Source organism: Bradyrhizobium sp. UFLA05-112, assembly GCF_053572325.1.
Genome location: NZ_JBANBK010000014.1, coordinates 69,376 through 92,259 on the forward strand (window position 1 = coordinate 69,376; position 22,884 = coordinate 92,259).

20 protein-coding genes are annotated in these 22,884 nt (G+C 64.0%); 11 read left to right on the plus strand and 9 right to left on the minus strand.

Going from position 1 to position 22,884, the window contains the following annotated elements:
- Positions 1-41 precede the first annotated feature (41 nt).
- Positions 42-902 carry a transporter substrate-binding domain-containing protein gene (locus SO180_RS11040; RefSeq protein WP_449378844.1) on the minus strand — a complete coding sequence of 287 codons (861 nt, stop codon included), beginning with the start codon at positions 900-902 and terminating at the stop codon, positions 42-44.
- A gap of 366 nt (positions 903-1,268) precedes the next feature.
- Here SO180_RS11040 and SO180_RS11045 point away from each other — a divergent pair, with 366 nt between their 5' ends.
- Genes SO180_RS11045 through SO180_RS11055 form a run of 3 tightly spaced genes read left to right on the plus strand, consistent with a single transcriptional unit; the run spans position 1,269 to position 3,281 of the window.
- Positions 1,269-1,850: a peroxidase-related enzyme gene (locus SO180_RS11045; RefSeq protein ID WP_449378845.1), complete on the plus strand. Its 582-nt coding sequence runs from the start codon at positions 1,269-1,271 to the stop codon at positions 1,848-1,850.
- Complete coding sequence (locus SO180_RS11050) at positions 1,850-2,350, plus strand: MgtC/SapB family protein (protein ID WP_449378902.1); 501 nt, start codon at positions 1,850-1,852, stop codon at positions 2,348-2,350. Before SO180_RS11045 ends, SO180_RS11050 begins: the two co-directional genes overlap by 1 nt.
- Positions 2,351-2,393: 43 nt before the next feature.
- Complete coding sequence (locus SO180_RS11055; RefSeq protein ID WP_449378846.1) at positions 2,394-3,281, plus strand: alpha/beta fold hydrolase; 888 nt, start codon at positions 2,394-2,396, stop codon at positions 3,279-3,281.
- Positions 3,282-3,305: 24 nt separating this feature from the next.
- Here the strand turns inward: SO180_RS11055 and SO180_RS11060 are convergent, their stop codons facing one another.
- Positions 3,306-3,461, minus strand: coding sequence for a hypothetical protein (locus tag SO180_RS11060; RefSeq protein WP_449378847.1), 156 nt, complete (start codon positions 3,459-3,461; stop codon positions 3,306-3,308).
- A 414-nt stretch (positions 3,462-3,875) separates the two neighbouring features.
- Between SO180_RS11060 and SO180_RS11065 the strand changes: the two genes are divergently transcribed.
- Positions 3,876-4,031, plus strand: coding sequence for a hypothetical protein (locus tag SO180_RS11065; protein ID WP_449378848.1), 156 nt, complete (start codon positions 3,876-3,878; stop codon positions 4,029-4,031).
- A 15-nt stretch (positions 4,032-4,046) separates the two neighbouring features.
- On the opposite strand, the gene SO180_RS11070 is transcribed toward SO180_RS11065, so the two are convergent.
- Positions 4,047-4,670: a ParB-like protein gene (locus SO180_RS11070; protein ID WP_449378849.1), complete on the minus strand. Its 624-nt coding sequence runs from the start codon at positions 4,668-4,670 to the stop codon at positions 4,047-4,049.
- Positions 4,671-4,900: 230 nt separating this feature from the next.
- Here SO180_RS11070 and SO180_RS11075 point away from each other — a divergent pair, with 230 nt between their 5' ends.
- From SO180_RS11075 to SO180_RS11100, 6 genes are all read left to right on the plus strand, one after another.
- Complete coding sequence (locus SO180_RS11075; RefSeq protein ID WP_449378850.1) at positions 4,901-5,248, plus strand: hypothetical protein; 348 nt, start codon at positions 4,901-4,903, stop codon at positions 5,246-5,248.
- 221 nt (positions 5,249-5,469) lie between these two features.
- On the plus strand, positions 5,470-5,757 hold the full coding sequence (locus tag SO180_RS11080; RefSeq protein ID WP_254094404.1) for an acyl carrier protein: 288 nt from the start codon (positions 5,470-5,472) through the stop codon (positions 5,755-5,757).
- 10 nt (positions 5,758-5,767) lie between these two features.
- Entirely contained in the window at positions 5,768-6,238 is a 471-nt protein-coding gene (locus SO180_RS11085) for a 3-hydroxyacyl-ACP dehydratase FabZ family protein (RefSeq protein ID WP_027523670.1), read from the plus strand.
- Complete coding sequence (locus SO180_RS11090; RefSeq protein WP_449378851.1) at positions 6,235-7,443, plus strand: beta-ketoacyl-ACP synthase; 1,209 nt, start codon at positions 6,235-6,237, stop codon at positions 7,441-7,443. Before SO180_RS11085 ends, SO180_RS11090 begins: the two co-directional genes overlap by 4 nt.
- Positions 7,444-7,491: 48 nt before the next feature.
- Positions 7,492-8,769, plus strand: a complete 1,278-nt coding sequence (locus SO180_RS11095) for a beta-ketoacyl-ACP synthase (protein WP_449378852.1) — start codon at positions 7,492-7,494, stop codon at positions 8,767-8,769.
- An 8-nt stretch (positions 8,770-8,777) separates the two neighbouring features.
- The gene (locus SO180_RS11100) at positions 8,778-9,710 is read left to right on the plus strand and encodes a lipid A biosynthesis lauroyl acyltransferase (protein ID WP_449378853.1); all 933 of its coding nucleotides are present in this window, start codon (positions 8,778-8,780) and stop codon (positions 9,708-9,710) included.
- 131 nt (positions 9,711-9,841) lie between these two features.
- Here SO180_RS11100 and SO180_RS11105 read toward each other — a convergent pair whose 3' ends face one another.
- Positions 9,842-11,578: a winged helix-turn-helix domain-containing protein gene (locus SO180_RS11105; RefSeq protein WP_449378854.1), complete on the minus strand. Its 1,737-nt coding sequence runs from the start codon at positions 11,576-11,578 to the stop codon at positions 9,842-9,844.
- Positions 11,579-11,768: 190 nt separating this feature from the next.
- On the opposite strand from SO180_RS11105, the gene SO180_RS11110 reads away from it, so the two are divergent.
- Positions 11,769-15,464 carry an autotransporter outer membrane beta-barrel domain-containing protein gene (locus SO180_RS11110; RefSeq protein ID WP_449378855.1) on the plus strand — a complete coding sequence of 1,232 codons (3,696 nt, stop codon included), beginning with the start codon at positions 11,769-11,771 and terminating at the stop codon, positions 15,462-15,464.
- Positions 15,465-15,855: 391 nt separating this feature from the next.
- Here the strand turns inward: SO180_RS11110 and SO180_RS11115 are convergent, their stop codons facing one another.
- From SO180_RS11115 to SO180_RS11135, 5 genes are all read right to left on the minus strand, one after another.
- Complete coding sequence (locus SO180_RS11115) at positions 15,856-16,968, minus strand: polyamine ABC transporter substrate-binding protein (protein ID WP_449378856.1); 1,113 nt, start codon at positions 16,966-16,968, stop codon at positions 15,856-15,858.
- A 7-nt stretch (positions 16,969-16,975) separates the two neighbouring features.
- Positions 16,976-18,157: an aminotransferase gene (locus SO180_RS11120; protein WP_449378857.1), complete on the minus strand. Its 1,182-nt coding sequence runs from the start codon at positions 18,155-18,157 to the stop codon at positions 16,976-16,978.
- Between the two features lie 8 nt (positions 18,158-18,165).
- Positions 18,166-18,492, minus strand: a complete 327-nt coding sequence (locus SO180_RS11125) for a rhodanese-like domain-containing protein (protein WP_449378858.1) — start codon at positions 18,490-18,492, stop codon at positions 18,166-18,168.
- 340 nt (positions 18,493-18,832) lie between these two features.
- The gene (locus SO180_RS11130) at positions 18,833-20,761 is read right to left on the minus strand and encodes a potassium transporter Kup (protein WP_449378859.1); all 1,929 of its coding nucleotides are present in this window, start codon (positions 20,759-20,761) and stop codon (positions 18,833-18,835) included.
- 143 nt (positions 20,762-20,904) lie between these two features.
- Positions 20,905-22,803: a potassium transporter Kup gene (locus SO180_RS11135; RefSeq protein ID WP_449378860.1), complete on the minus strand. Its 1,899-nt coding sequence runs from the start codon at positions 22,801-22,803 to the stop codon at positions 20,905-20,907.
- Positions 22,804-22,884 lie beyond the last annotated feature (81 nt).

The following is a 22,884-nucleotide window of genomic DNA, read 5'->3' on the forward strand; positions in this document are numbered from 1 at the left end:
ACTTGCGGCCAGCGGGAAAACGCAGTGTTACGACAGGACTATCATTTCCATAGTTCGCGAACGATCGCGGGAGCTTTCGAAACGTCGATGCTCCGGAACTTCAGGTAGTCCTCGTAGATCCGCTGGGTCTCACCGGTCGCATAGTAGTAGGCGAGCGACAGCCCGAGCCAGTCGCGCCAGGTCTTGTCGGTATCGCGACGAACACCCGCGCTCGTGCTCGAGGCGCGAATGGGCTCAGGCAGGACGACTGTGCCCTTCTTGACGCGCGCCTGAAGCATCACAAGCGCGGGATGAAAGAGCGAAATCGCATCGACGCGACCGGCCTGGAAGGCAGCCGCAGTTTCATCGCCCGACGGGAAGCGCTCGATCTGCGCGTTGGGAAGTCTCGTCGTGATATCACGATCGGGCGAGGTGCCGAGGACGACGCCTATCCTGACCTCCGGCTTGTTGAATTCGGCCCATGACTTCGCCGTGAGGCCGTCGCGGACCAACAGGCCCTGCGCATACCAGAACATCGGCTCGACCGGGAAGTCGATGGCCAGTGCCCGTTGTGGCGTGGCGTCGAGCACGAACATGACGTCGAATTGCCCTGCTTGAAGGCCGGCAACCGCGTTTCCCCATGTAGTCTCGACCGGAACGGGCTTCACGCCGAGATCGCGCGCAAGAGCGACGCCAACGCCCCAGCCGATCCCGTACCATTCATTCGACCGCGCATCCTTGTAGAACCACGGTTCGCCTTGCGCGACGCCTATCTTGAGTTCTCCGCTGTCGCGAATGCGCTGAAGAGTGTTGGTCGACGACTGCGCCTGCGCGCCCGTGCCTGATGCGGCGACGGTGACTGCCGCGACGCCCACGGCGCCCAGGCTCAAAAGGTTGCGGCGGGATGTAGAAGGCTGGGTCATGCGCTTTCCCTCTTCTGGATCGATTGAATTGCGGATTTTGGGGAGGCCCTTGCCAGGCGCCGGCATCCCTCCGAGAGGCATGACCGTGGGCTCGTAGAATTCGGTGTGTAATACGATTTCACCCGATAATACCAGAAGAACTTCTTCTTCCTCGTGTGTGATGAGCTTGCCGAAATCTCTGACTTCGCTAGCCTTGATCATCGCCTTCAGCGGAATCATTTTTTCCCCGATGAGATCGGTGCAGAGCATCTGATAGTCGTAATTCTTCGTTCTGAGGACTTTCCTTGCCCGTCGGGGATAGTCCGGACGTTGAGCACGGCACCCGCCTCGACTATGGTTGCGACCCCAATCCGGAAAACCATGCCGATGACCAAACCCTCCGAAAATCGTTTCCCCACTCCGGCCCTCGACGCGCTGCCGGAGGACATCCGCACGCGCCTCCTTGCCGTGCAGGAGAAAAGCGGCTTCGTGCCGAACGTGTTCCTGACGCTGGCCTACCGGCCCGACGAGTTTCGCGCCTTCTTCGCCTATCACGACGCGCTGATGGAGAAAGACTCCGACCTCACCAAGGCCGAGCGCGAGATGATCGTGGTTGCAACCTCGGCGGCCAACCAGTGCCAGTATTGCGTGATCGCGCACGGCGCGATCCTGCGCATCCGCGCCAAGAATCCGCTCATCGCCGACCAGGTCGCGGTGAACTACCACAAGGCCGACATCACGCCGCGGCAGAAAGCGATGCTCGATTTCGCAATGAAGGTCTCGGCCGACGCACAGCGGATTTCGGAGGAGGATTTCGCCGCGCTTGGCCCCCACGGTTTCAGCGACGACGACATCTGGGACATCGCTGCGATCGCAGCGTTTTTCGCGATGTCGAACCGGCTCGCGAACTTCACGGGCATGCGACCGAACGACGAGTTTTACCTGATGGGGCGCCTGCCGAAACAATGATCGCGCCGCTCGACTGGCCCGAGATCATGCTGCGGCTTGGCACCGCCACGCTCGCAGGCTGCGCCATCGGCTTGAACCGCGATCTGCAGGGCAAGCCGATCGGGTTGAAGACGCTCGGCATCGTCGGTCTGTCGACTGCGACTGTCGTGTTGCTCGCGGTCCAGTTCGCCGAGCCCGGGAAGATCTCAGACGCGACCAGTCGCGTCATCCAGGGCATCCTCACCGGCATCGGCTTTCTCGGCGCCGGCGTCATCGTCCACGAAAGTGAGCATTTTCGCGTGCGCGGCCTCACCAGCGCCGCCTGCACTTTCCTCGCGGCCTGCCTCGGGATTGCCTGCGGCGCCGGAGAGTGGCTGATCATCGGCACGGCGTTCGCCCTGGCCTTCCTGATCCTCACGGTGGGCAACCGCACCGAGCGCTGGCTGCACCGCGCGCTCGGCGGCGAGAAGGAGCCGCATGATGTCGAGACAACGGCGAGACGAGACACGCGGGAGCGCTAGTCCCTGCGCATCACTCTACCAATCAAACATTTGCAGCACGCCCATGCAAGCAACCGGTGTTCTGGACTCAATCGAGCTCGCTCGCAGACGTCATCGTTTTTTGGACCTGCAATTTATGCACTATGTCACGTCTGGTCGTGCCAGGCTCGCAACGGAGATCGTGGGCAGCGGCACTCCCATCATCTTTCTTCATGCCAACGTGTGCGACCGGCGCATGTGGCGCGACCAGTTAATTGGGCTAGGCGCCACGCATAAGGCGATTGGCTATGACCGGCGCGGGTTCGGCGAAACTCACGCCGAGCTGGAGGACTTCTCCGCCCTCGCAGACCTCGTGGCAGTGCTGGATGCTACCGCAGACGGCAAGCGCGCAGTCCTCGTCGGTTGCTCCCTCGGGGGACGCATCGCGCTTGATGCCTCCCTCCGGCACCCATCGCGTGTTGGCGCCCTCGTTCTGATCGCGCCCAATGTCGCAGGCGCACCTGATCCGATCTATCCTCCCGAAATCGATGAGCTGACGACGCAATCAAAGGGGATTGAGGCATCAGGCGATCTGGACCGGTTGAACGCGATGAAGGCGCGTCTCTTGTTGGACGGACCATTGGCCCCGGAAGGCCGCGTAGCGGGCCCCGCTCGCGACCTGTTCCTTGACATGAACGGCATCGCGCTCCGCGCCTCGCCATTCGGATCGGACATCGACATTCAACCCTTCTTCCATCGCCTCAATGACGTCGCCGTGCCGACCCTTGTGATTTGGGGCGATCTCGACTTTCCCCATGTTCAGGAACGCTGTCGTCACGTGGCAGCGACGGTACCCGGCGCGGAAGGTCGTCAGATGCCGGGTGTCGCACATCTGCCCAGCCTCGAGCGCCCGGCGGAAATCACAGCCCTCATTGCCGAATTTGCCGCCCGATGTATGGGGGCCGCCGCGTAGATGCGCGCGTCTCGCGCGACGGAGTCAGTGCTTCGCCATCAACTCGTTCGCTGGGGCAAAGCGTTCGGCGAACGTCGCTGCCTTGGCTTCGCGAGCTACGGCAAGCGAAGCCGAGATGAAACTATGAAACCCTACTGCGGCGACCGCGAGCAAGGCGGCGGCGAAGACCAGACGGCGCATTCCTTCCTCCTTCTTGGGCTCGATCCCCGAAGCATGGAACGGCTTTGTTTCAGGATCTTTTCGTGCGGCAGGAAAACGATTTCGCTCAAGAGACCGTGATGAGGTCCTGCAAGGAACGCTCCGGCAAACAACGGAATACTTTGGTTTAGCCCGCTCATCCCTTCTTATGCCCTCCGCATCGGCTCGTACAATTGAGCGACGGCGACAGTTTCTTATGCTCCAGACTAGTCCAAAACGACGCATGCACCGCGCGAACTCCACTCTCGGATAGCGCGACCAACAATAGTCACCGTCGTTTTACGTTGGGCGCGAGTCGTGTTGGGAATTTTGCGCTCGGGATCACGATCGTGAATGGCAAGGCTGCCGCTGACAAGCAGCCTTTGCCGGAATGCAAAGTTGTCGAGGAACACTCAAATGAACGTCTTCGTTCAGAAGCTTAATGGCCTGTGGCACCTGATCGTCGGGTCGTGCCAGATCCGCACCCCTTTCCTGGAGACGCAGGATCGGGAGCTGGTCGTGACATACGCCCGGCGCGTCTATCCGGGCGCCAAGGTCTTCCAGCGCGACTGACGTGAGCGTCGCGCCCTAGTCATCCCCCGCCGGTCCGCACCAGCCGGGCAGATAGATCGCGTCCTTGATCTTTGCGGCAGCCATCGCCTTCTCCAGCGCCTTGTCGAAATTGGCATCGACCGCCTTGCGTGACAGCTTGCGGCGCAAATAGTCGGCCCACAGGAATTCGGAGAACGGCGTAGTATCCTTGGCGAAGCCACCCATGCGGCGGAGTTCGCCAGCGAGGCTGCGGAACGGATCGTCCTTGAGATCGGCGACCGATTTCGGCAGGTCCTTGAAATGCCGCCGCTCGCCCTTGGCATCGTAAGGGTAGACCCAGCGCTTGTTGTCCATCACGCCCCAGAAGGCCTCGCGCTCGACCATCCTGAGGTCGCCGACGACGGTGACCAGCACGTCCTTGACGCCCTCGTCATGTAGCGCGCGGGCAAGGTGATGATGGTCGATGACGTAGTAGCGCTGGTCCGGCCCGTAGACCACTGGGATCATGTGCCTGCCCAGCGCGTCCGCCTGCTTCTCCTTGTCCTGCTCGCGCCAGCGCTTGCGCTTCTCCTTGACCTCGCGCATGCCGACCGTCATCTGCGTCGGCCTCAGCGACAGGATCTGCACCGGGTGCACTCTTGGCTCGCGCGTGTTGGTCATGATGAAAGACCCTCAAAGGTTGCTGGAAACGTCCTGGACGTCCGTACGATTATGCCATGACGGCCGGGACGGCAAATTAGGTTCCAAGAGACACAGGAAACGGCCTCGGAGAAATAATTCCGAAATCGCCAATGCACCTCAGCGTTGTGAAGATTTTCTGCAACGCTTCGCAGCCCTGTGCTATCTAAATTTCGCTGCTTTGAAAGCTGATCCGCGACTGATCCTTTGGCATGAAAACCCAGCGGCCCATAACCTCGGACGGCGAGCACCGGGTGCTCCAGTTCAGGCCGCGCAGCCAGCTTCAGGCCGCGCCCCGGCCGGGGAACGGTACCGTTCAGCCGTTGCGCGCCCAGCCCGCGCCGGAACCGCTCGACCTCTCGCGTTATGAGCAGCCCCGCGACGAGCCGGACGACTTTCGCCACCGCATGCTCGCCAACATCGCAGCCCTCGCCTTCACCATCGCGCTGACCGCGATCGGGATCTGGCTCGCGGTCAGCATTGCCGACCTGCGCCGGACCCAGGATTGCGTGCTGATGGGCCGGCGCGACTGCGTGAAGATCACGACGCCGCATATCTAGGCAGCCGGCCCCGAGAGGCCCGGTTCGCGGGGCTTCGACCGGCATCCCCAGCCCTGTTCTTAGGCCCCGCCCGGCTCCATTGAACTCAGAGCTGCCCTCCGATATACGGGCACTCGACCCGGCCAGAGGGCGTTTGAGGGCATCACTCGGGGCGCGATGCCCGCCCACCGTGCCTCTCTGGAAAATCTGAAAAATAGCTACAATATATCAAAGGCTTAGTGATGTCCTCTACATTCGATCAGGTCGCCACGATCATCGCTGAAACCTGCGACATCCCGCGCGACACGATCACGCCGGATAGCCACGCCATCGACGATCTGGGCATCGACAGCCTCGATTTCCTGGACATCGCGTTCGCGATCGACAAGCAGTTCGGCATCAAGCTGCCGCTGGAGAAGTGGACCCAGGAGGTCAACGACGGCAAGGCGACCACCGAGCAGTATTTCGTGCTGAAGAACCTGTGCGCGCGCATCGACGAGCTGGTGGCGGCCAAGGGCGCGAGCACCTGATCGCGCGACCATGCAACTCGAATACTTCCACATGATCGATCGCATCGTCGACCTCAACGTCGACGAGAAGCGGATCGTCGTCGAGGCGCTCGTTCCGAAGGAAAGCACCATCTTCGAGGGACACTTTCCGGGCTATCCCCTGATGCCCGGCGTGCTCCTGATCGAATCGATGGCGCAGGCCTCGGGCTGGCTGCAGCTCGGCGTGTTGAAGTTCGAGCGCATGCCGATCCTCGCCGCCGTCAAGGAGGCCAAGGTCCGCGGCTCGGTCTTCCCCGGCGATCTCATGAGCATCGAGGCAACCCTTGCCCATGAGGGCTCGGGCTATGCCATGACCGAGGCCAAGATCAGGGTCGGCGGCAAGCTGCGCGCGAATTCGACGCTCACCTTCACGCAGATTCCCTTCCCCAATGCGGATATGCGCAGCTACATGGACGCGTTCGCCAAGCGCATCGGCTTTCCGCAACAGGCCGTATCGCCATGACTGACACCCCTGCTACGAAGCCCGGCCAGACGGAAGTCTGGATCACCGGTATTGGGCTCGCCACTTCGCTCGGCGAAGGGCTGGACGCCAACTGGGTCGCGCTCGGCGAGCGGCGTATCAACGTGGACGAGAAGGGATTTGCCCCTTTCATCGTGCATCCCCTGATGCCGGTCAGTTTCGACAGTCAGATCCCGAAGAAGGGCGACCAGCGCCAGATGGAAGCCTGGCAGCGCATCGGCACCTATGCCGCGGGCCTGGCGCTCGACTCCGCCGGGATCAAAGGCAACAAGGACATTCTGTCCAAGATCGACATGGTGGTCGCGGCCGGCGGCGGCGAGCGCGATCTCAACGTCGATACCGGCGTGCTCACGGCCGAGGCCAAGGGCGCCAATGCGCCAGGCTTCCTCAACGAGCGGCTGATGAGCGATCTGCGGCCGACGCTGTTTTTGGCCCAGCTCTCCAACCTGCTCGCCGGCAACATCGCCATCGTGCACGGTCTCGGCGGCACCTCGCGCACGTTCATGGGCGAAGAGGTGGCAGGCGCGGATGCCACGCGCATCGCGCTGGCACGGATCGCCTCGGGCGAGAGCGACATTGCGCTGGTCGGCGGCTCGCATAATGGCGAGCGCAAGGACCTGATGGTCCTCTACGAGTTCGGCGACTTCAACCTGAAGGACAAGTTCGCTCCGGTCTGGGCGCGCAAGGACCACGCCGGCTTCGCGCTCGGCTCGGCCGGAGCGTTCCTGGTGCTGGAATCGAAGGCCCATGCGGAAGCGCGCGGCGCAAAACCGTTCGCGAAGCTGACGAGCGTGGTGGCTGATCTGGCCAGGCGCAAGCAGCCGGGCGAGTTGACCGCGACGCTTCAGAAGCTGTGGTCGAAGCTGCCCAGGCGCGAGGGCAAGGGCGCGATCATCACGGGGGCAACCGGCGCGGAGCCGGCGACCGCCGAGGAGCGCACCTTCCTCGAGAGCCATGCGGATTTCCCGGTTCGCGCCACCGGTACCATGTTCGGCCACACCATGGAGACGCAGTTCCCGCTCGGAATTGCGCTCGCCGCACTGTCGCTCTCGCGCGGAGCCCTGTTCCCGCCGAACGATTCGACCGGTCTCGAGATTGAAATGCAGTCGGCTCCGACCCAGATTGTGGTGGTGGGAGCCGGACACTGGCGCGGCGAAGGCATGGCGCTGGTGGAAGCGGTCAGCTAACACGCGTTCGGCTGGTTGTTTGGGACGATTGAGACGAGCGGGGGAATCATGACAGCACCACGCGACAAATTCGGACGGCCCGTCGTCGTCGTCACCGGCATGGGCATCATGACTTCGCTCGGCGCCGGCAAGGCCGACAACTGGTCTAAGCTCGTTTCCGGGCAATCCGGCATCCGCACCATCACGCGCTTTCCCACCGACGGGCTGAAGACGACGATGGCCGGCACGGTCGATTTCGTCAGCGTCGATCCGTTCTCCTCCACCGGCCTCTCCGAACGGATGGCCGAGATGGTGACGGAGGAAGCGCTGGATCAGGCCGGCATCGGCGCCAAGGGCGATTTCCCGGGCCCCCTCTTCCTCGCGGTCGCGCCGGTCGAGGTGGAATGGCCGCAACGCCGCGAGCTCGGCCGCGCCGTCGGCAAGCCCGACTTCACCTACGATGATCTCCTGCGCATCTCCGGCGGCGGCAAGTACAACGCCTATCATCACCGCTTCATGTTCGGCTCGGTGGCGGCCTATCTCGCCGAGACCTTCGGCACCAAGGGCTCGCCGATCTCGCTATCGACCGCCTGCGCGTCGGGGGCAACCTCGATCCAGCTCGGCGTCGAGGCGATCCGCCGCGGCGAGACCGATGCTGCGCTGTGCGTCGCGACCGACGGCACCGTGAATCCGGAGGCGCTGGTGCGCTTCTCGCTGCTCTCCGCGCTCTCGACACAGAACGAACCGCCGCAGGCCGCCTCGCGGCCGTTCTCGAAGAATCGCGACGGCTTCGTGATGGCCGAAGGCGCAGGCGCCCTCGTGCTGGAAAGCTATGAGGCGGCGACCGCGCGCGGTGCAAAGATTCTCGGCGTGATCGCCGGCTGCGGCGAACTCACCGATTCCTTCCATCGCACCCGCTCTTCGCCCGACGGCAAGCCGATCATCGGCTGCATGAACAAGACGCTGGCCGATGCCGGCATGACGCCGGACCAGATCGACCACATCAACGCCCACGGCACCGCGACGCCGGAAAACGACAAAATGGAATTCAACACGACCTCGGCCGTGTTCGGCGAGCTCGCGCAGAAGATTCCGGTCACCTCCAACAAGTCGATGGTCGGCCACACCATCTCGGCCGCAGGCGCCGTGGAGGCGATCTTCTCGCTGCTCACGCTCGAGCATCAGCGGATTCCGCCGACCATCAACTACGACAATCCGGATCCCACGATCCTGTTCGACGTCGTCGGCAACGCCGCGCGCGATGCCCGCGTCACCGCCGTAATGTCGAACTCGTTCGGCTTCGGCGGCCAGAACGCCTCGCTGATCCTGACCCGCGAACCGGCCTGATCGGACGCATGGCGCTGCTGACTGCGAGCACGAAGGCCCGCGCGCGGGAGGCTGCGAAATCGATCAGCGGGAGCCTGATCGGCGCCGCGACCGTCGGCATGCTGCGCACAACGCGCTATTTCGATCCGCTCAAGACCTCGAATTTCTTTTCCCGCGTCACCCGCCTGATCGGCCCTCGCCTGCGCGAGCACAAGATCGCGCGTGCCAATCTGTCGGCAGCTTTCCCCGAGAAATCGCCCGAGGAGATTGAAAAAATCCTGATGGGCGTGTGGGACAGTCTCGGTCGCTACGGCGCCGAGTTCGCCCATATCGATCGTGTCTGGGACTATGATCGCGCCCACCCGGAGAACAGCCGCATCGAGCTGCCGCCGCGGACAATCGAGCTGTTCGACCAAATCAGGGATGATGGCAAGCCGGCGTTGATCTTCACCTCACATCTTGCCATGTGGGAACTACCGGCGCTCGCCGCCGTCGCGCACGGGCTCGATGCCGCCATCCTCTATCGCCGCCCCAACATCGCCTCCGCCGACCGCATCATCCAGGAGATGCGCCAGGTCAACATGGGCACGCTGATCCCAGCGGGGCGCGACGCGCCATTTAGGCTTGGCGAAGCACTCAGGAACGGGCAGCACGTCGCCATGCTGGTCGACCAGTATCTGACCGGCGGCGTCGAGGTCACCTTCTTCGGCCGCAAGACCCGCGCCAACCCGATGCTGGCGCGGCTCTTGCGCCAAGTCGAATGCCCCATTCACGGCGTGCGCATCATCCGCCTGCCCGGCTATCGCTTCCGCGCCGAGCTGACCGAGGAGATCCCGCCGGTGCGCGACGCCGAAGGCAAGATCGACGTCCAGGGCACGACGCAGGCGATCAGCAACGTGGTAGAAGGCTGGGTGCGCGAATATCCGGAGCAGTGGCTGTGGCTGCACCGGAGATGGCGGTAGGCAGCACAGCTCTCTCCGTCATGGCCGGGCTCGTCCCGGCCATCCACGCGCCTCCAAACACGGGATCAAAGACGTGGATGCCCGGGACAAGCCCGGGCATGACGACCAAGCACGCGGCTGCACAACCGCCCTCACTGCTCCGGCAACCCTGCCTCGACCACGGCCTGCACGACGCGTCCCCAGGCTGCGATATTCACCGGACTTGCGTTCTTCATCGGCGGCGAGACGTTGAGCCGGGTCGTGCCGGGCCGCAGCCTCAATCCCTCCGCGACCGCCGCCCTCGCCTCCTCGAGGCGGCCCATTCTCTGGTAGGCGGCGGCGAGCAGAAAGTGCGAGCGGCCGGTCCCCGGCGTAATCGCGATCGAGCGTTGCAGCCATGGCAACGCCTCCTCGTCACGCCCCATCAAGACATTCGCCAGGCCCACGCCGAGCAGCCAGGTCCAGCGCGAGGCCGGCGGCGTGTCGTAACGATCGGCTTGCTGGAATGTCGCGAGCGCATCGTCGAAACGGCCGAGATAGATTTGGCCTAATCCGATCAGATAGAGCGCAGAGCCGTTCCACGGATCGAAGCTCAGTGCCTTGGCGCAGGTGACGAGACTCTCCACGAAATGGTTGGTCGCGCTGAGGAAGCGGCAAGTGGCCTCGAGCACCGGAATCGAATTCGGCTTCGACCGCAACGCCTGCTCGAGCGTCGCATTGGCCTTCGCCTCTACCATAACGGCCTCGTCCGGGCTGAACCAGACCATCTGGATGCCGCGCATCTGCAGCGAGGCGAGCGCGACGGCGAGATCGGCGTTATCGGGGTCGTCGGTGAGCGCCTTCTGCAGCATCGCCTGCGCCGCGCCAAAGCGCTCGCGCGTCGTCTGGTTGATCGAGGCGAGCGCCTGCTCGACGGCGACCTTGTCGCCGCCTGCGGACGATTTGCGGCTCGCGGATGACGATACACTCGGCTCCAGAATTTCATTCAAGCGGCGCGCAAGCACATAACCGACGCCCGCGGCGAGCCGCGACTGCGCAAGCTGCGCGTCCGACTCGTCCGCGGCGACCGAAGCCGCAACGACCGACTGAACCTCGCCGGTGGCTGTCTTGATCATCCGCGCCCGCAGCGTCCAGGATTGATCGCTATGCTGCAACTCGCCGCGGATTTCGTAGTCGGGTGATGCGGCCCGCGCACTGGTGCTTTCGACGCCCGCGAGCGCCGGCGATCGCGGCGCAACCACGCTGATGTTCTGGATCTTCGCAAAGCCGTCCGTGAGGCGCCCGGTGACCTCCTCCGCCATCCCGGCGCCGCGCGAATCGTTGCTGGCGTCAACGATCGGCATCACGGCGATGCGCGGCGCCGTTCGCCTGAACAGCAGGTCCGGCTTCAACACCGGCGCGGCGACCGCGAGCCCCATGACGATCACACCGAGCCCGGCCAAAGCTGCGACCATGGCCCGCCGGCTCAAACCGGAGATGGAGCGCTGCGTGCTCACCTGTAGCGGGGCACCTTCAGCCGGCGCTGCAGGCCCGGCCGCCTCGGCCTGGGCGAGCGGAAGCGCCTCGGCGTCCGCCATAACCTCGGCCTCGGCCTCAACCTCTGCCGTGAGCAGATAGCCGCCGCCTGAGGCGAGCTTGATCAGCTGCCGCCGCTCGTCGCCGAGCGCGGTGCGAAGCTCGCGGATGCATTGGAACAGGTTGTCCTCGCCGACATGGACGTTCGGCCAGACCGCCTCCATCAGCTCCTGCTTGCTGAGCACCCGGCCGCCGCTGGTTGCGAATAGCCGCAGCATCTCGAAGGTCTTGGGCCGGAGCTTGATGGCAACCCCATCGGCCCCGCGCAGCTCAGCGCGCGGCCGGTCCAGCTCGAAGCCGGCGAAACGAAGCACGTCATCCCCCAAGGCGTCTCTCCAGACCGCTCATATAGCGGAAGTCTGTCGAAAATGCCGGAAAAGCGGGTCTGAAACGGAAATATCAGAAACTTTCAGAAACTTGCCGGCCGCTTATCAGGACAGCACTCCCAGCCAATGAGAAGAGTCTTGTCGGAGACGGACTCGCTGACGCGTGATGGGGGACGAGTTGAGGAAAGATTGTTTCAAAGCGACCCGCCGGCTGCGGGCCGTACTGCTGACGTCGTCGGCGCTGGCCCTGGCCTGGATGCTGCCGGCCGCGCCCGCCCTTGCACAGGATGCGACCTGGCTCGCCTCTCCCGGCAGCAACGATTATGGCACCGGCTCGAACTGGGACGGCGGCGTCGTGCCGGGGGGCACGGCCTCCTTCGGCACCTCAAACACCACCAGCCTGGTGATCTCGAGTGCCTCGGTCGGCGGCTGGACCTTCAATGCGGGCGCCTCGAGCTACACCTTCGACGTCAGCGGTCAGTTGAGCTTCGGGGGGGCCGGCATCACCGTCAACGGCGGCAGCGCCACCATCACCAACAACGGCGGCTTGATATTCTACGGCACGAGCACGGCCGGCAACGCCGCCATCACCAACAACACCCGTGGCCAGCTCATCTTCAACGACTCGAGCACGGCCGCAAACGCCAGCATCACCGGCGGCGACTACACCGCCGTTGGCTTCTACAATTCGAGCACGGCTGGCAGCGCCAACATCAACCTCAACGGCTATGCCGGCTCGTTGAGTTTCCACGGCACCAGCACGGCCGGCAGCGCCACCATCACCCTCGCCAGCACCGACAGCGCGTTTTTCTACGACACCAGCACCGCTGGCAGCGCGACGATCAACAACGGCGGGCAGTTCACCTTCTACGGTTCGAGCACTGCCGGTAATGCTGGCATCACCAACAACGGCATAATCAGCTTCAATCAAACCAGCACGGCGGGAAGCGCCGGCATCACCAACAACTTCGTCTTGGCCTTCAGCGCCTCGAGTACCGCAGCAAGCGCAACCATTACCAATAATTTCGCGATGTTTTTCAGTGGCGCCAGCACGGCGGGCAGCGCGACCATCAACAACGCCTATAATCTATCCTTCGATGGCACCAGCACGGCCGGCAATGCCGTCATCACCAACAACGGCAACGGGCCTTTCAGTTCCGTCGGAAACACTTCTTTCACGGACAACGCGACCGCGGGCAATGCGCAGTTGATCAACAACGACCCGAACGCCGTGTTCGATTTCTCCGGCAGCTCCGGCCCGAACGGCGACCACAAGCTCAGCGCCGGCTCGATCGCCGGCAACGGCATCTTCTACCTCGGCGCCAACGCGCTGACGGTCGGCGGAAACAATCTGTCGACCACCGTCAGCGGCGCGATCGTGGACGGCGGTAACTACGGCGGCGGCGGTGCCTCTCTGGTGAAGATCGGCACCGGCACGCTGACGCTAACGGGCGCCAACACCTATACCGGCGGCACCACCTTTGCCGGCGGAACGGTCAGCGTCGCCTCGGACGCCAATCTCGGCGACCTCGCGGGCGGCCTGACCTTCAACGGCGGCACCCTCCAAATATCAGGCACGACATTCAGCACCACCGCACGCAGCATCAATCTGGGCGCCGGCGGCGGCACATTCGACACTGCGGACGCAACCAACAATTTCGTTCTGAGCCAGGATCTCAGCGGCGGCGCCCTGACCAAGTCCGGCGCCGGCACGCTGACCCTGACCGGCGCGGAAACTTTTTCCGGCGCCACGGTTTCCGCCGGCACGCTGGCATTCAGCGCCAATGCCACGGCCGGCAATGCGGCCATCACCAACAACGCCCAGCTAACCTTCGAAACCAACGCGACGGCCGGCAACGCCACCATCACCAACAACAATCAGTTGGCATTCTACGGCAACTCCACGGCCGGCAACGCGATCATCATCAATAGCGGCAATGTGCTGTTCGACGGCGATTCGACGCCCGACAACGCGCAGCTCATCAACACCGCGTCCACCGCCGTGTTCGACTTCTTCACCCCCGGCCCGGGCAGCGACGGCAAACTCACAGCCGCCTCCATCGCCGGCAACGGCCGCTTCGACCTCAATAGCGTTGAACTGACGGTCGGCAGCAACAATCTGTCGACCACCGTCACCGGCGTGCTCACCGGCGACGGGAGCCTCACCGGGACATCGTTGGTCAAGGTCGGCACCGGTACACTGACGCTCTCGGGTATCAACACCTACACCGGCGCGACAATTGTCGATGCGGGCGCCCTCGTCGTGAACGGATCGATTGCGGCGTCGAGCAGCGTTACCGTCGGCAGCGGCGCGACCCTGGGCGGCGGCGGCACCGTTGGCACGACAACCGTCAACGCCGGCGGCACGCTCGCGGCCGGCAACGGCACCGCCAACTCGTCGCTGACCGTGGCGGGCAGCCTCGCGCTGCAATCCGGCGCCTTCTACATGGTGCAGATCAATCCGACGACGTCGAGCTACGCCAACGTCTCGGGTACGGCGACGCTGGGCGGATCGACGCTCCAAGCGGTCTATGCCAATGGCAGCTACGTCGCCAAGCAGTACACGATCCTGACCGCCGGCAGCATCGACGGCACGTTCGGTTCAGTCGTCCAAACCAACCTGCCGTCGAACTTCCACACCGAGCTGAGCTATGACGGCACCCACGCCTATCTCAACCTGATCCTGACCTTCGTTGCGCCGCCGGGCAGCGGCCTTTCCGGCAACCAGCAGAAGGTCGGCAACGCCATCATCAGCGCGTTCAACGCCAATGGCGGCATCTCGCTGGTCTATAGCGGGCTGACGGCGCCCGGCCTGACGCAGGCCTCGGGCGAGACCGCGGCGGGTTCGCAAGGAACCACGTTCCAGGCGATGGGCCAGTTCATGGGCCTGCTCACCGATCCCTCCGGCTCGGCGCGCGACACCGTCGGCTCCGCTCCGCCGGCCTACGCCGACAGCGCGCCGGCAGGTGCAGCACGCGACGCCTTTGCGATGTTTGCCAAGGCGCCCTCCGCGACGACCTTCGAGCAGCGCTGGAGCGTGTGGGCTTCCGGCTTCGCCGGATCACAGACGACGGATGGCAACACCGCACAGGGATCGAACAGCGCAACCAGCCGCCTGTTCGGCACCGCCGCCGGCGCCGAACATTGGTTCTCGCCGCAGACGATGGCCGGCTTCGCGCTCGCCGGCGGCGGCACCAACTTCTCCGTGAAAGGCGGCGGCACGGGCCGCTCCGACCTGTTCCAGGCCGGCGCATACGTCCGCCACAACAACGGTCCGAGCTACATCTCGGCTGCCCTCGCCTATGGCTGGCAGGACGTCACCACCGATCGCACCGTGACACTCGCCAGTGTCGATCATCTGCGCGCCGAGTTCAACGCCAATGCGTGGAGCGGCCGTCTCGAAGGCGGCTATCGCTTTGTCGCACCGTGGATCGGTGGCATCGGCCTCACGCCCTATGCCGCGGGCCAGTTCACGACGTTCAATCTGCCGGCCTATGCCGAGACGGTCGTCTCGGGCAGCAATGCCTTCGCACTGGCCTATGCCGCCAAGAGCGTCACCGATACGCGCAGCGAGCTCGGCCTGCGCACCGACAAATCCTTCGCCATGGGTAACGGCATCCTCATCTTGCGCGGCCGCGCCGCCTGGGCCCACGACTTCAATCCGGATCACTCCGTCGCGGCGACATTCCAGGCGCTCCCCGGCGCAAGCTTCGTCGTCAACGGCGCACGGGCTGCGAGCGACTCCGCCCTCACCACCGCCTCCGCCGAAATGAAATGGCTGAACGGCTGGTCGGCGGCAGCAAGCTTCGAGGGCGAGTTCTCCAACGTGACGCGCTCCTACGCCGGCAAGGGAACGGTGCGTTATGCGTGGTAGGCAGCGTCGCTGCCTGGTCTCTCGATGGTCATTCCGGAGTGGGCGCGAGGTGCTTCAGGTTTTGCGCCTGCGGGTCAATTAAACCAGACTTCATAGCGATTTAGCTACCGCCACCGCCGGTAACCCGAAGGTAGCGGTTCTACTTTGCATGGGGTTGTTTTCCAGAGTTTCGGTTGCCGGTTTGATATCAGGCATGACGGCCGCCCCTCTACCTTCCGGTTCCGGGCGGAGCCAGCCTGCCCGCTCCCCATCCTGAGGAGCCGCGCTTGCGCGGCGTCTCGAAGGATGAAGGCCCCGCTGGCGGCCTCGCCCTTCGAGACGCTTGCTACGCAAGCTCCTCAGGGTGAGGATCGAGGTTTTCGGATTGCTTGGCTCGCCGAACGCGGCATGACTACCGCCCCGTCTTCACCTTGGTCCAGAGCCGGTTGATGATCCGCTGCGTGGCGGGATCACGGGCGGTGATGACGAACAGCTTTGCGAGCGTCGCATCGTCCGGATAGATGTTCCTGTCATTCAGGATCTTCGGGTCGACCAGCTTCTGGCTGGCGAGATTGCCGTTGGCGTAGGACAGGAAGTCCGAATTCTTGGCGGCGACATCCGGACGGTAGAGATAGTTGATCAGCTCGTAGGCTTCCGCGACGTTCTTGGCGTCCGCAGGGATCGCGAGATTGTCGAAGAACATCTGCGCGCCCTCCCGAGGGATCGTGTAGCCGATCTCGACGCCGCTCTTGGCCTCGGCCGCACGGGCACGGGCCTGCATGATGTCGCCGGACCAGCCGACCACGAAGCAGATCTCGCCGGTGGCGAGCGCGCTTAGATATTCGGACGAGTGAAACTTGCGCACGGAGGGGCGGACCTTCGCCACGACGTCGGCGGCCTTCTCCAGGTCCGCCTGCTTGGTGGAGTTCGGATCGAGCCCGAGATAGTTCAGCGCCGCCGGAAAGATGTCGTCGGCGGAGTCGAGCATGTGCACGCCGCAGTCTTTGAGTTTCGCAAGGTTCTCCGGCTTGAAGACGATGTCCCAGCTATCGATCTTGGCGTCGGGCCCGAGGATCTCCCTCACCTTCTTGACGTTGTAGCCGATGCCCGTCGTGCCCCACATGTAGTTCGCGGCAAAGACGTTGCCGGGATCGTAGGTCGCAAGGTGCTGGTTCACCATCGGCCAGGCGTTGGCAAGGTTCGGCAGCTTCGACTTGTCGAGCTTCTGGAAGATGTTCGCCTTGATCTGGCGCTGCAGGAAATACGCCGTGGGCACCACGACATCGTAGCCGGACTTGCCAGCCATCAGGCGCGTCTCAAGCGTCTCGTTGGCATCGAAGGTGTCGTAGACCACCTTGATGCCGGTGTCCTTGGTGAAGGCCTCCAAGACATCCGGCGCCATGTAGTTGGACCAGTTGTAGAAGTTGACGACGCGCTCCTCGGCCCCTGCGGGAGCGCAAAGCAACGTCAGCGCCGCGGCGATCGCGAAACCAAGGCCAAAGCCGGAACGGCCGACGTTCGTCATCTCAGGTCTACCTCTTGCGCCCGCGCACCGCGTCCGACAGCCGCTCGAGTGCGGTGTCGAGCGTCTGGTCCTTCTTGGCAAAGCAGAAGCGCACCACCGAGGTCACCGGGTCCTGCTCGTAGAACGCCGACACCGGGATCGCCGCGACCTTGTAGTCTTTCACGATCCGCCAGCAGAACTCGGTGTCGCTCTCGTTGAGGCCGAGCGGCGACAGGTCGACGGTGAGGAAATACGTGCCTTGCGACTTCAGCACGGGGAAGCCGAGGCTCTCCAGGCCCTTGGTCAGACGGTCCCTGCTCCGCGCCAGATCCTTGCGCATCGAGACGAAATATTCGTCCGGCTTGCCGAGGCCATAGGCGACCGCGGCCTGCAGGTTCGGCGCGGTGGTGAAGGTCAGGAACTGGTGCACCTTGGCCGCGACCCGCAAGAGCGGCGGTGCGGCGCAGACGAAGCCGACCTTCCAGCCGGTGAGCGAAAAGATCTTGCCGGCCGAGCCGACCTTGATGGTGCGCTCGCGCATGCCGGGAATGGTGATCAGCGGGATGTGCTTGTGCTCGTCGAAGGTGACGTGCTCCCAGACCTCGTCGCAGATCGCGATCACATCGAACTCCTGGCAGTAGCGTGCCAGCAGCTCGATGTCCTCGCGCGGAAAGACGACGGCGGACGGATTCAAGGGGTTGTTGAACAGGACCGCCTTGGTCTTTGGATTGAACACGCTTTTCAGCATGTCCTCATTCAGCCGCCAATGCGGCGGCTCGAGGCGCACCAGGCGCGGAATGCCGCCGGCCTGGCGGATGATCGGCAGATAGGAATCATAGACCGGCTGGAAGCAGATCACTTCGTCGCCAGGCCGCACCACCGCGAGGATCGCCGAGGTCAGCGCCTCGGTGCCGCCGGAGGTCACCATCACCTCGCTCATCGGATCGAGCTTCAGCCCATGCCAGTGGCCGTAATGCGTCGCGATCGCCTGGCGCAACTCGGGGATGCCCATCATCGACGGGTACTGATTGTAGCCGTTCACAGAGGCATCGGCCGCGGCGCGGCGGATGTCCTCAGGGCCGGGATCGTCGGGAAAGCCCTGGCCGAGATTGATGGCGGCATTGTCGCGCGCGGCCTGCGACATCGCCTCGAAGATGGTGACGGGCAGGTCGGCGAAGACCTTGTTCAGGGAAGAGCTCTTGGACGTCATCGCCTGGATCAGCCACCGACCTTGGTCGGGAGTCCTGCGGCCTTCCAGCCGAGTATGCCGCCCGCAAGATGCCTGTCGTAGGCAAGGCCCGCCGTTTGCGCGGCGAGCGACGCCGTCACCGAGCGCTTGCCGGAGCGGCAGGCGAACACGACGTCCTTGCCCTGCGGATCAGGAATCGCTTTTGGATCGAAGGTCGAGAGCGGCACGACGACGCCGTAGGGATAGGCCTCCGCGGCAACCTCGTTGGGCTCACGGACATCGACGAGCAGATAACGGCCTTCCGCAACACCCTTGGAGACCTCGTCCGGGGTCAGGTCCTGTACTTGATGTGCCACATCATCCTCCAACGTCGCGAGCAGCTTGCCGGGGCGATCCCGGCGGGCGGCAACCTCGCCTCTCGGGCACCGAAAATCAAGCGCTACAAAGGCTTGAGCTGCCTTGCGCAAGTTAAAGCTAAATCGCAGGGCGTTGAAGCGCGGCTTTCAGGGTGCCCGAAGATCCTGCTTTACCTCTCACCACTCATTCTGTGTCATTCCCCTCGAAAGGCGCGAAAGCAGGGAATCCAGTACGCCGCGACCTCTCCGTATCTCTCGCCGTCTCTGGAATACTGGATCGCCCGGTCCCGGCAAGCCGGGCGATGACAGCGGTGGACACGGACGGAGCGCCATCTCGGCGCTAGATCGTCACCTGCGTTCCGACCTCGACCACCCGACCGCTCGGGATCTGGAAATAGTCGGTGGCATCGTTCGCCGAGCGGCTCAGCGAGATGAACAGGCGGTCCTGCCAGCGCGGCATGCCGGAATGAGCGGCGGGCTTCAGCGCCCTGCGCGACAGGAAGAACGAGGTCGACATGATATCGAACTGCCAGCCGAGCTTGCGGGCAATCGCCAGCGCCTTCGGCACGTTGGGCGATTCCATGAAGCCGAACTTCAGCGTCACCTTGGAGAAGGTCGGGCTGATCTGCTCCAGCTTGACGCGCTCGGACGGATCGATGCGCGGGGTCTGCGCGGTCTCGATGGTAAGAATGACATTCTTCTCATGCAGCACTTTGTAGTGCTTCAGACTATGCATGAGCGCGGTCGGGGCGCTTAGCGGATCGGACGTGAGGAACACGGCCGTTCCGGGCACCCGCTGCGGCGGCCGCTTCTCCAGCATCGCCACGAGGTCGGCGAGCGGGAACTCGAGCTTGCGCGACTTCTCGAACAGCAGCCGGCTGCCGCGCCGCCACGTGTACATCAGGAGGATCATGAGAGCGCCGAGCGCCAGCGGCACCCAGCCTCCCTCGAACACCTTGAGCAGGTTCGCCGCCAGGAAGGTCAAGTCGAGGCACAGGAACGGTGCGATGAGCGCGGCGGCGGCAAGCGGCGACCACCTCCAGGCCTTCCAGATCACGACAAAGCCCATCAATCCGGTGACCACCATCGTACCGGTGACGGCGATGCCGTAGGCCGACGCCAGCGCGCTGGACGAACGGAACAAGAGCACCATCAGGATCACGGCGACCAGCAGCAGTTGGTTGATGCGCGGGATGAAGATCTGCCCGGAATGGGCCTCAGATGTATGGCGAATTTCAAATCGCGGCAGCAGCCCGAGCTGGATCGCCTGGCGCGTCAGAGAGTAGGCGCCGGTGATGACGGCCTGGCTCGCGATCACGGTCGCCATTGTGGCAAGCACGACCATGCTGCCGCGGAGCCACCCTTGCGGAAACAACTGGAAGAACGGGCTCACGATCGCGCCGGGATCATCCAGCACGAGAGCGCCCTGCCCCAAATAATTCAGCGCCAGCGACGGCAGCACGATGAACAGCCAGGCGGTCTGGATCGGCCGCTTGCCGAAATGGCCGAGATCAGCATAGAGCGCCTCGGCGCCGGTGACCGCCAGGAACACCGCGCCCAACGTGACGAAGCCGATGATGCCGTGGTGGAGCATGAAGGACACCGCGTAGAGCGGGTTCAGCGCGAACAGCACCTGCGGCTGCCGGAGGATTGGACCAATCGCCGCCACGGCGATGACCGCAAACCAAACGCACATCACCGGACCGAAGAATGCCGCGACGCGCGCCGTGCCGCGCGATTGCACGGCGAACAGGCAAAGCAGGATCACCACGGTCAGCGGAACGATGTAAGGCTCGAACGTCAGCGTGACGTCCTTCATGCCTTCGATGGCCGACAGCACGGAGACCGCCGGTGTGATCACCGCGTCGCCGTAGAACAGCGCGCCGGAGATGATGCCGAGCAGGACGATGGTCGCCCCGCCGGTGCCGACCGCACGCTGGGCCAGCGCCATCAACGCGAGCGTGCCGCCCTCGCCGTTGTTGTCAGCGCGGAGCAGGATCACGACGTATTTCAGCGTCACCACGACGACGAGCGCCCACAGGATCAGCGAGACCACCCCCAGCACGGCCGCGATCGTCGGCGCGCCCTCCGCCCCGGATGCCGCCGTCACCGCCTCGCGGAACGCGTAGAGCGGGCTGGTGCCGATATCGCCATAGACGACGCCGATGCTGCCGAGCGTCAGGGCGCCGAAACCTGCCGTGGTGTGGGCTTCGCCATGCCCATTGGCCGCCACCGTTTCCGGGGCGGGAACTGCGACTTCACTGGTCATGGGAGAGACTGTTGGCCTCTAGAAATGCTTCACTGCACAATGGCGGAAGAGAGCGCGCGGCTTATAGTCCTGCGCTACCGGCATAGCCTAGCGCGATTTTGGGGCTTTGCCATGCAAAAATCGCATAAGTCCGCCAATTTCGCTCAGATAGTGACTTGGGTACCGACTTCAACCACCCGTCCAGTCGGAATCTGGAAGTAATCGGTGGCGTCGTTGGCGGACCGGCTGAGCGCGATGAACATGTGGTCCTGCCACAGCGGCATCCCCGATTGCGCCGAGGCCTTCAGCGACCGGCGCGACACGAAGAACGACGTCGACATGATGTCGAACTGCCAGCCCTGCTTACGCGCAATCGCCAACGCCTTGGGCACGTTCGGCTGTTCCATGAAGCCAAAGCGTAGTCGCACCTTGGAGAACTTGTCGCTGATCTTCTCCATCCGGAACCGCTCCGAAAGGTCGACCCGCGGGGTGTGCGCGGTCTCGATCGTCAGGATCACGTTGTGCTCGTGCAGCACCTTGTTGTGCTTGAGATTGTGCAGCAGCGCGGTCGGCACGAAGGCGGGATCGCTGGTGAGGAACACCGCGGTGCCCTTGACGATGTGTGGCGGCCGCTTCTCCAGGCTCCGGATCAGGTCGTCCAGCGGTACCTCGATGCGGCGGGTTTTCTGAAGCAGAATTCCCGTTCCCCGCCGCCACGTCCAAATCGTTGCGGCCATGCAGGCGCCGAACAACAGCGGCACCCAGGCGCCTTCCAGCAGCTTGAGCAGATTGGCGCCAAAGAAGGTCATGTCGACCACGACGAAGGGGAGGATCACCGCTGCCGCAGTTGCGGCGCGCCAGTTCCAGAGCTTCCAGATCACGACGAAGCCCATGATGCCGTCGGCCACCATGGTGGTGGAGACCGCGATGCCGTAGGCCGAGGCGAGCCCGCCCGGGGTGCGGAACAACAGCACCAGCAGCATCACACCGATCAGCAGCAACCGGTTCACGCGCGGCAGATAGATCTGTCCCGCGTGAGACTCGGAGGTGTAGCGGACCGCAAAGCGCGGCAAGAGGCCTAGCTGTACCGCCTGATAGACCAGCGAATAGGCGCCGGTGATCACGGCCTGGCTCGCGATCACGGTCGCCGCGGTCGCAAGTCCGACCAGCGGCAGCACCAGATGCTCGGGCACCATGCGATAGAAGGAATGTTCGATCGCGCTGGGATCCGACAGCACCAGTGCGCCCTGTCCGAAATAGTTGATCAGGAGCGCGGGCAGCACGAAGAATAGCCAGGCCCACTGGATCGGCTTGCGGCCGAAATGGCCGAGATCGGCGTAGAGCGCCTCGCCACCGGTGACCGCGAGAAATACCGCGCCGAGGGTCACAAGCCCGATCGTGCCGTGCGTCAGCAGGAATTGCAGCGCGTAATAGGGATTGATCGCCGCCAGCACCGACGGATCGTCGGCGATGTGAACGATGCCCATCACCGCGAGGCAGGTGAACCATACCACCATCACCGGCCCGAAGGCGGAAGCGACCAGCGCGGTGCCCTTGCTCTGGACTGCAAACAGCACCACGAGGATGAAGACGGTGAGCGGCACGACGTAGTGCTCGAACGCAGGCGTCGCGAGCTTCAGACCATCGACCGCCGACAACACCGAGATCGCCGGCGTGATCATGGAATCGCCGATGAACATGGAGGCGCCGACGACGCCGAGCGCGAGCAGGAACCAGCTTCGCCGCCCGAGCGCGCGCTGGCCGAGCGCCATCAGCGAAAGCGTGCCGCCCTCGCCGTTGTTGTCGGCGCGCAGCAACAGCAGGACATATTTGGCGGTAACGACAATCAGGAGCGCCCACAGGATCAGCGAGAGCACGCCGAGCACGATGACCCGCGAGACCGGCTCGCCATGGGCCGCCCCCCTGACCGCCTCGTGAAATGCGTAGAGCGGTGAGGTGCCGATATCGCCGAAGACAACGCCGATACTTCCGAGCGTCAGGGCCCAAAAGCCTGACGTGGCCGTCGCCTCCTGGCCGTCGGTCGTGGTGATGCTCGCCGTCATGAGGGTGGAAAACGCTTTTTCCCTGGAATTGATCCGGCGCCTTTTGACGCTTCCTGCGCGCCTGTCAATCGCCCCAGCATA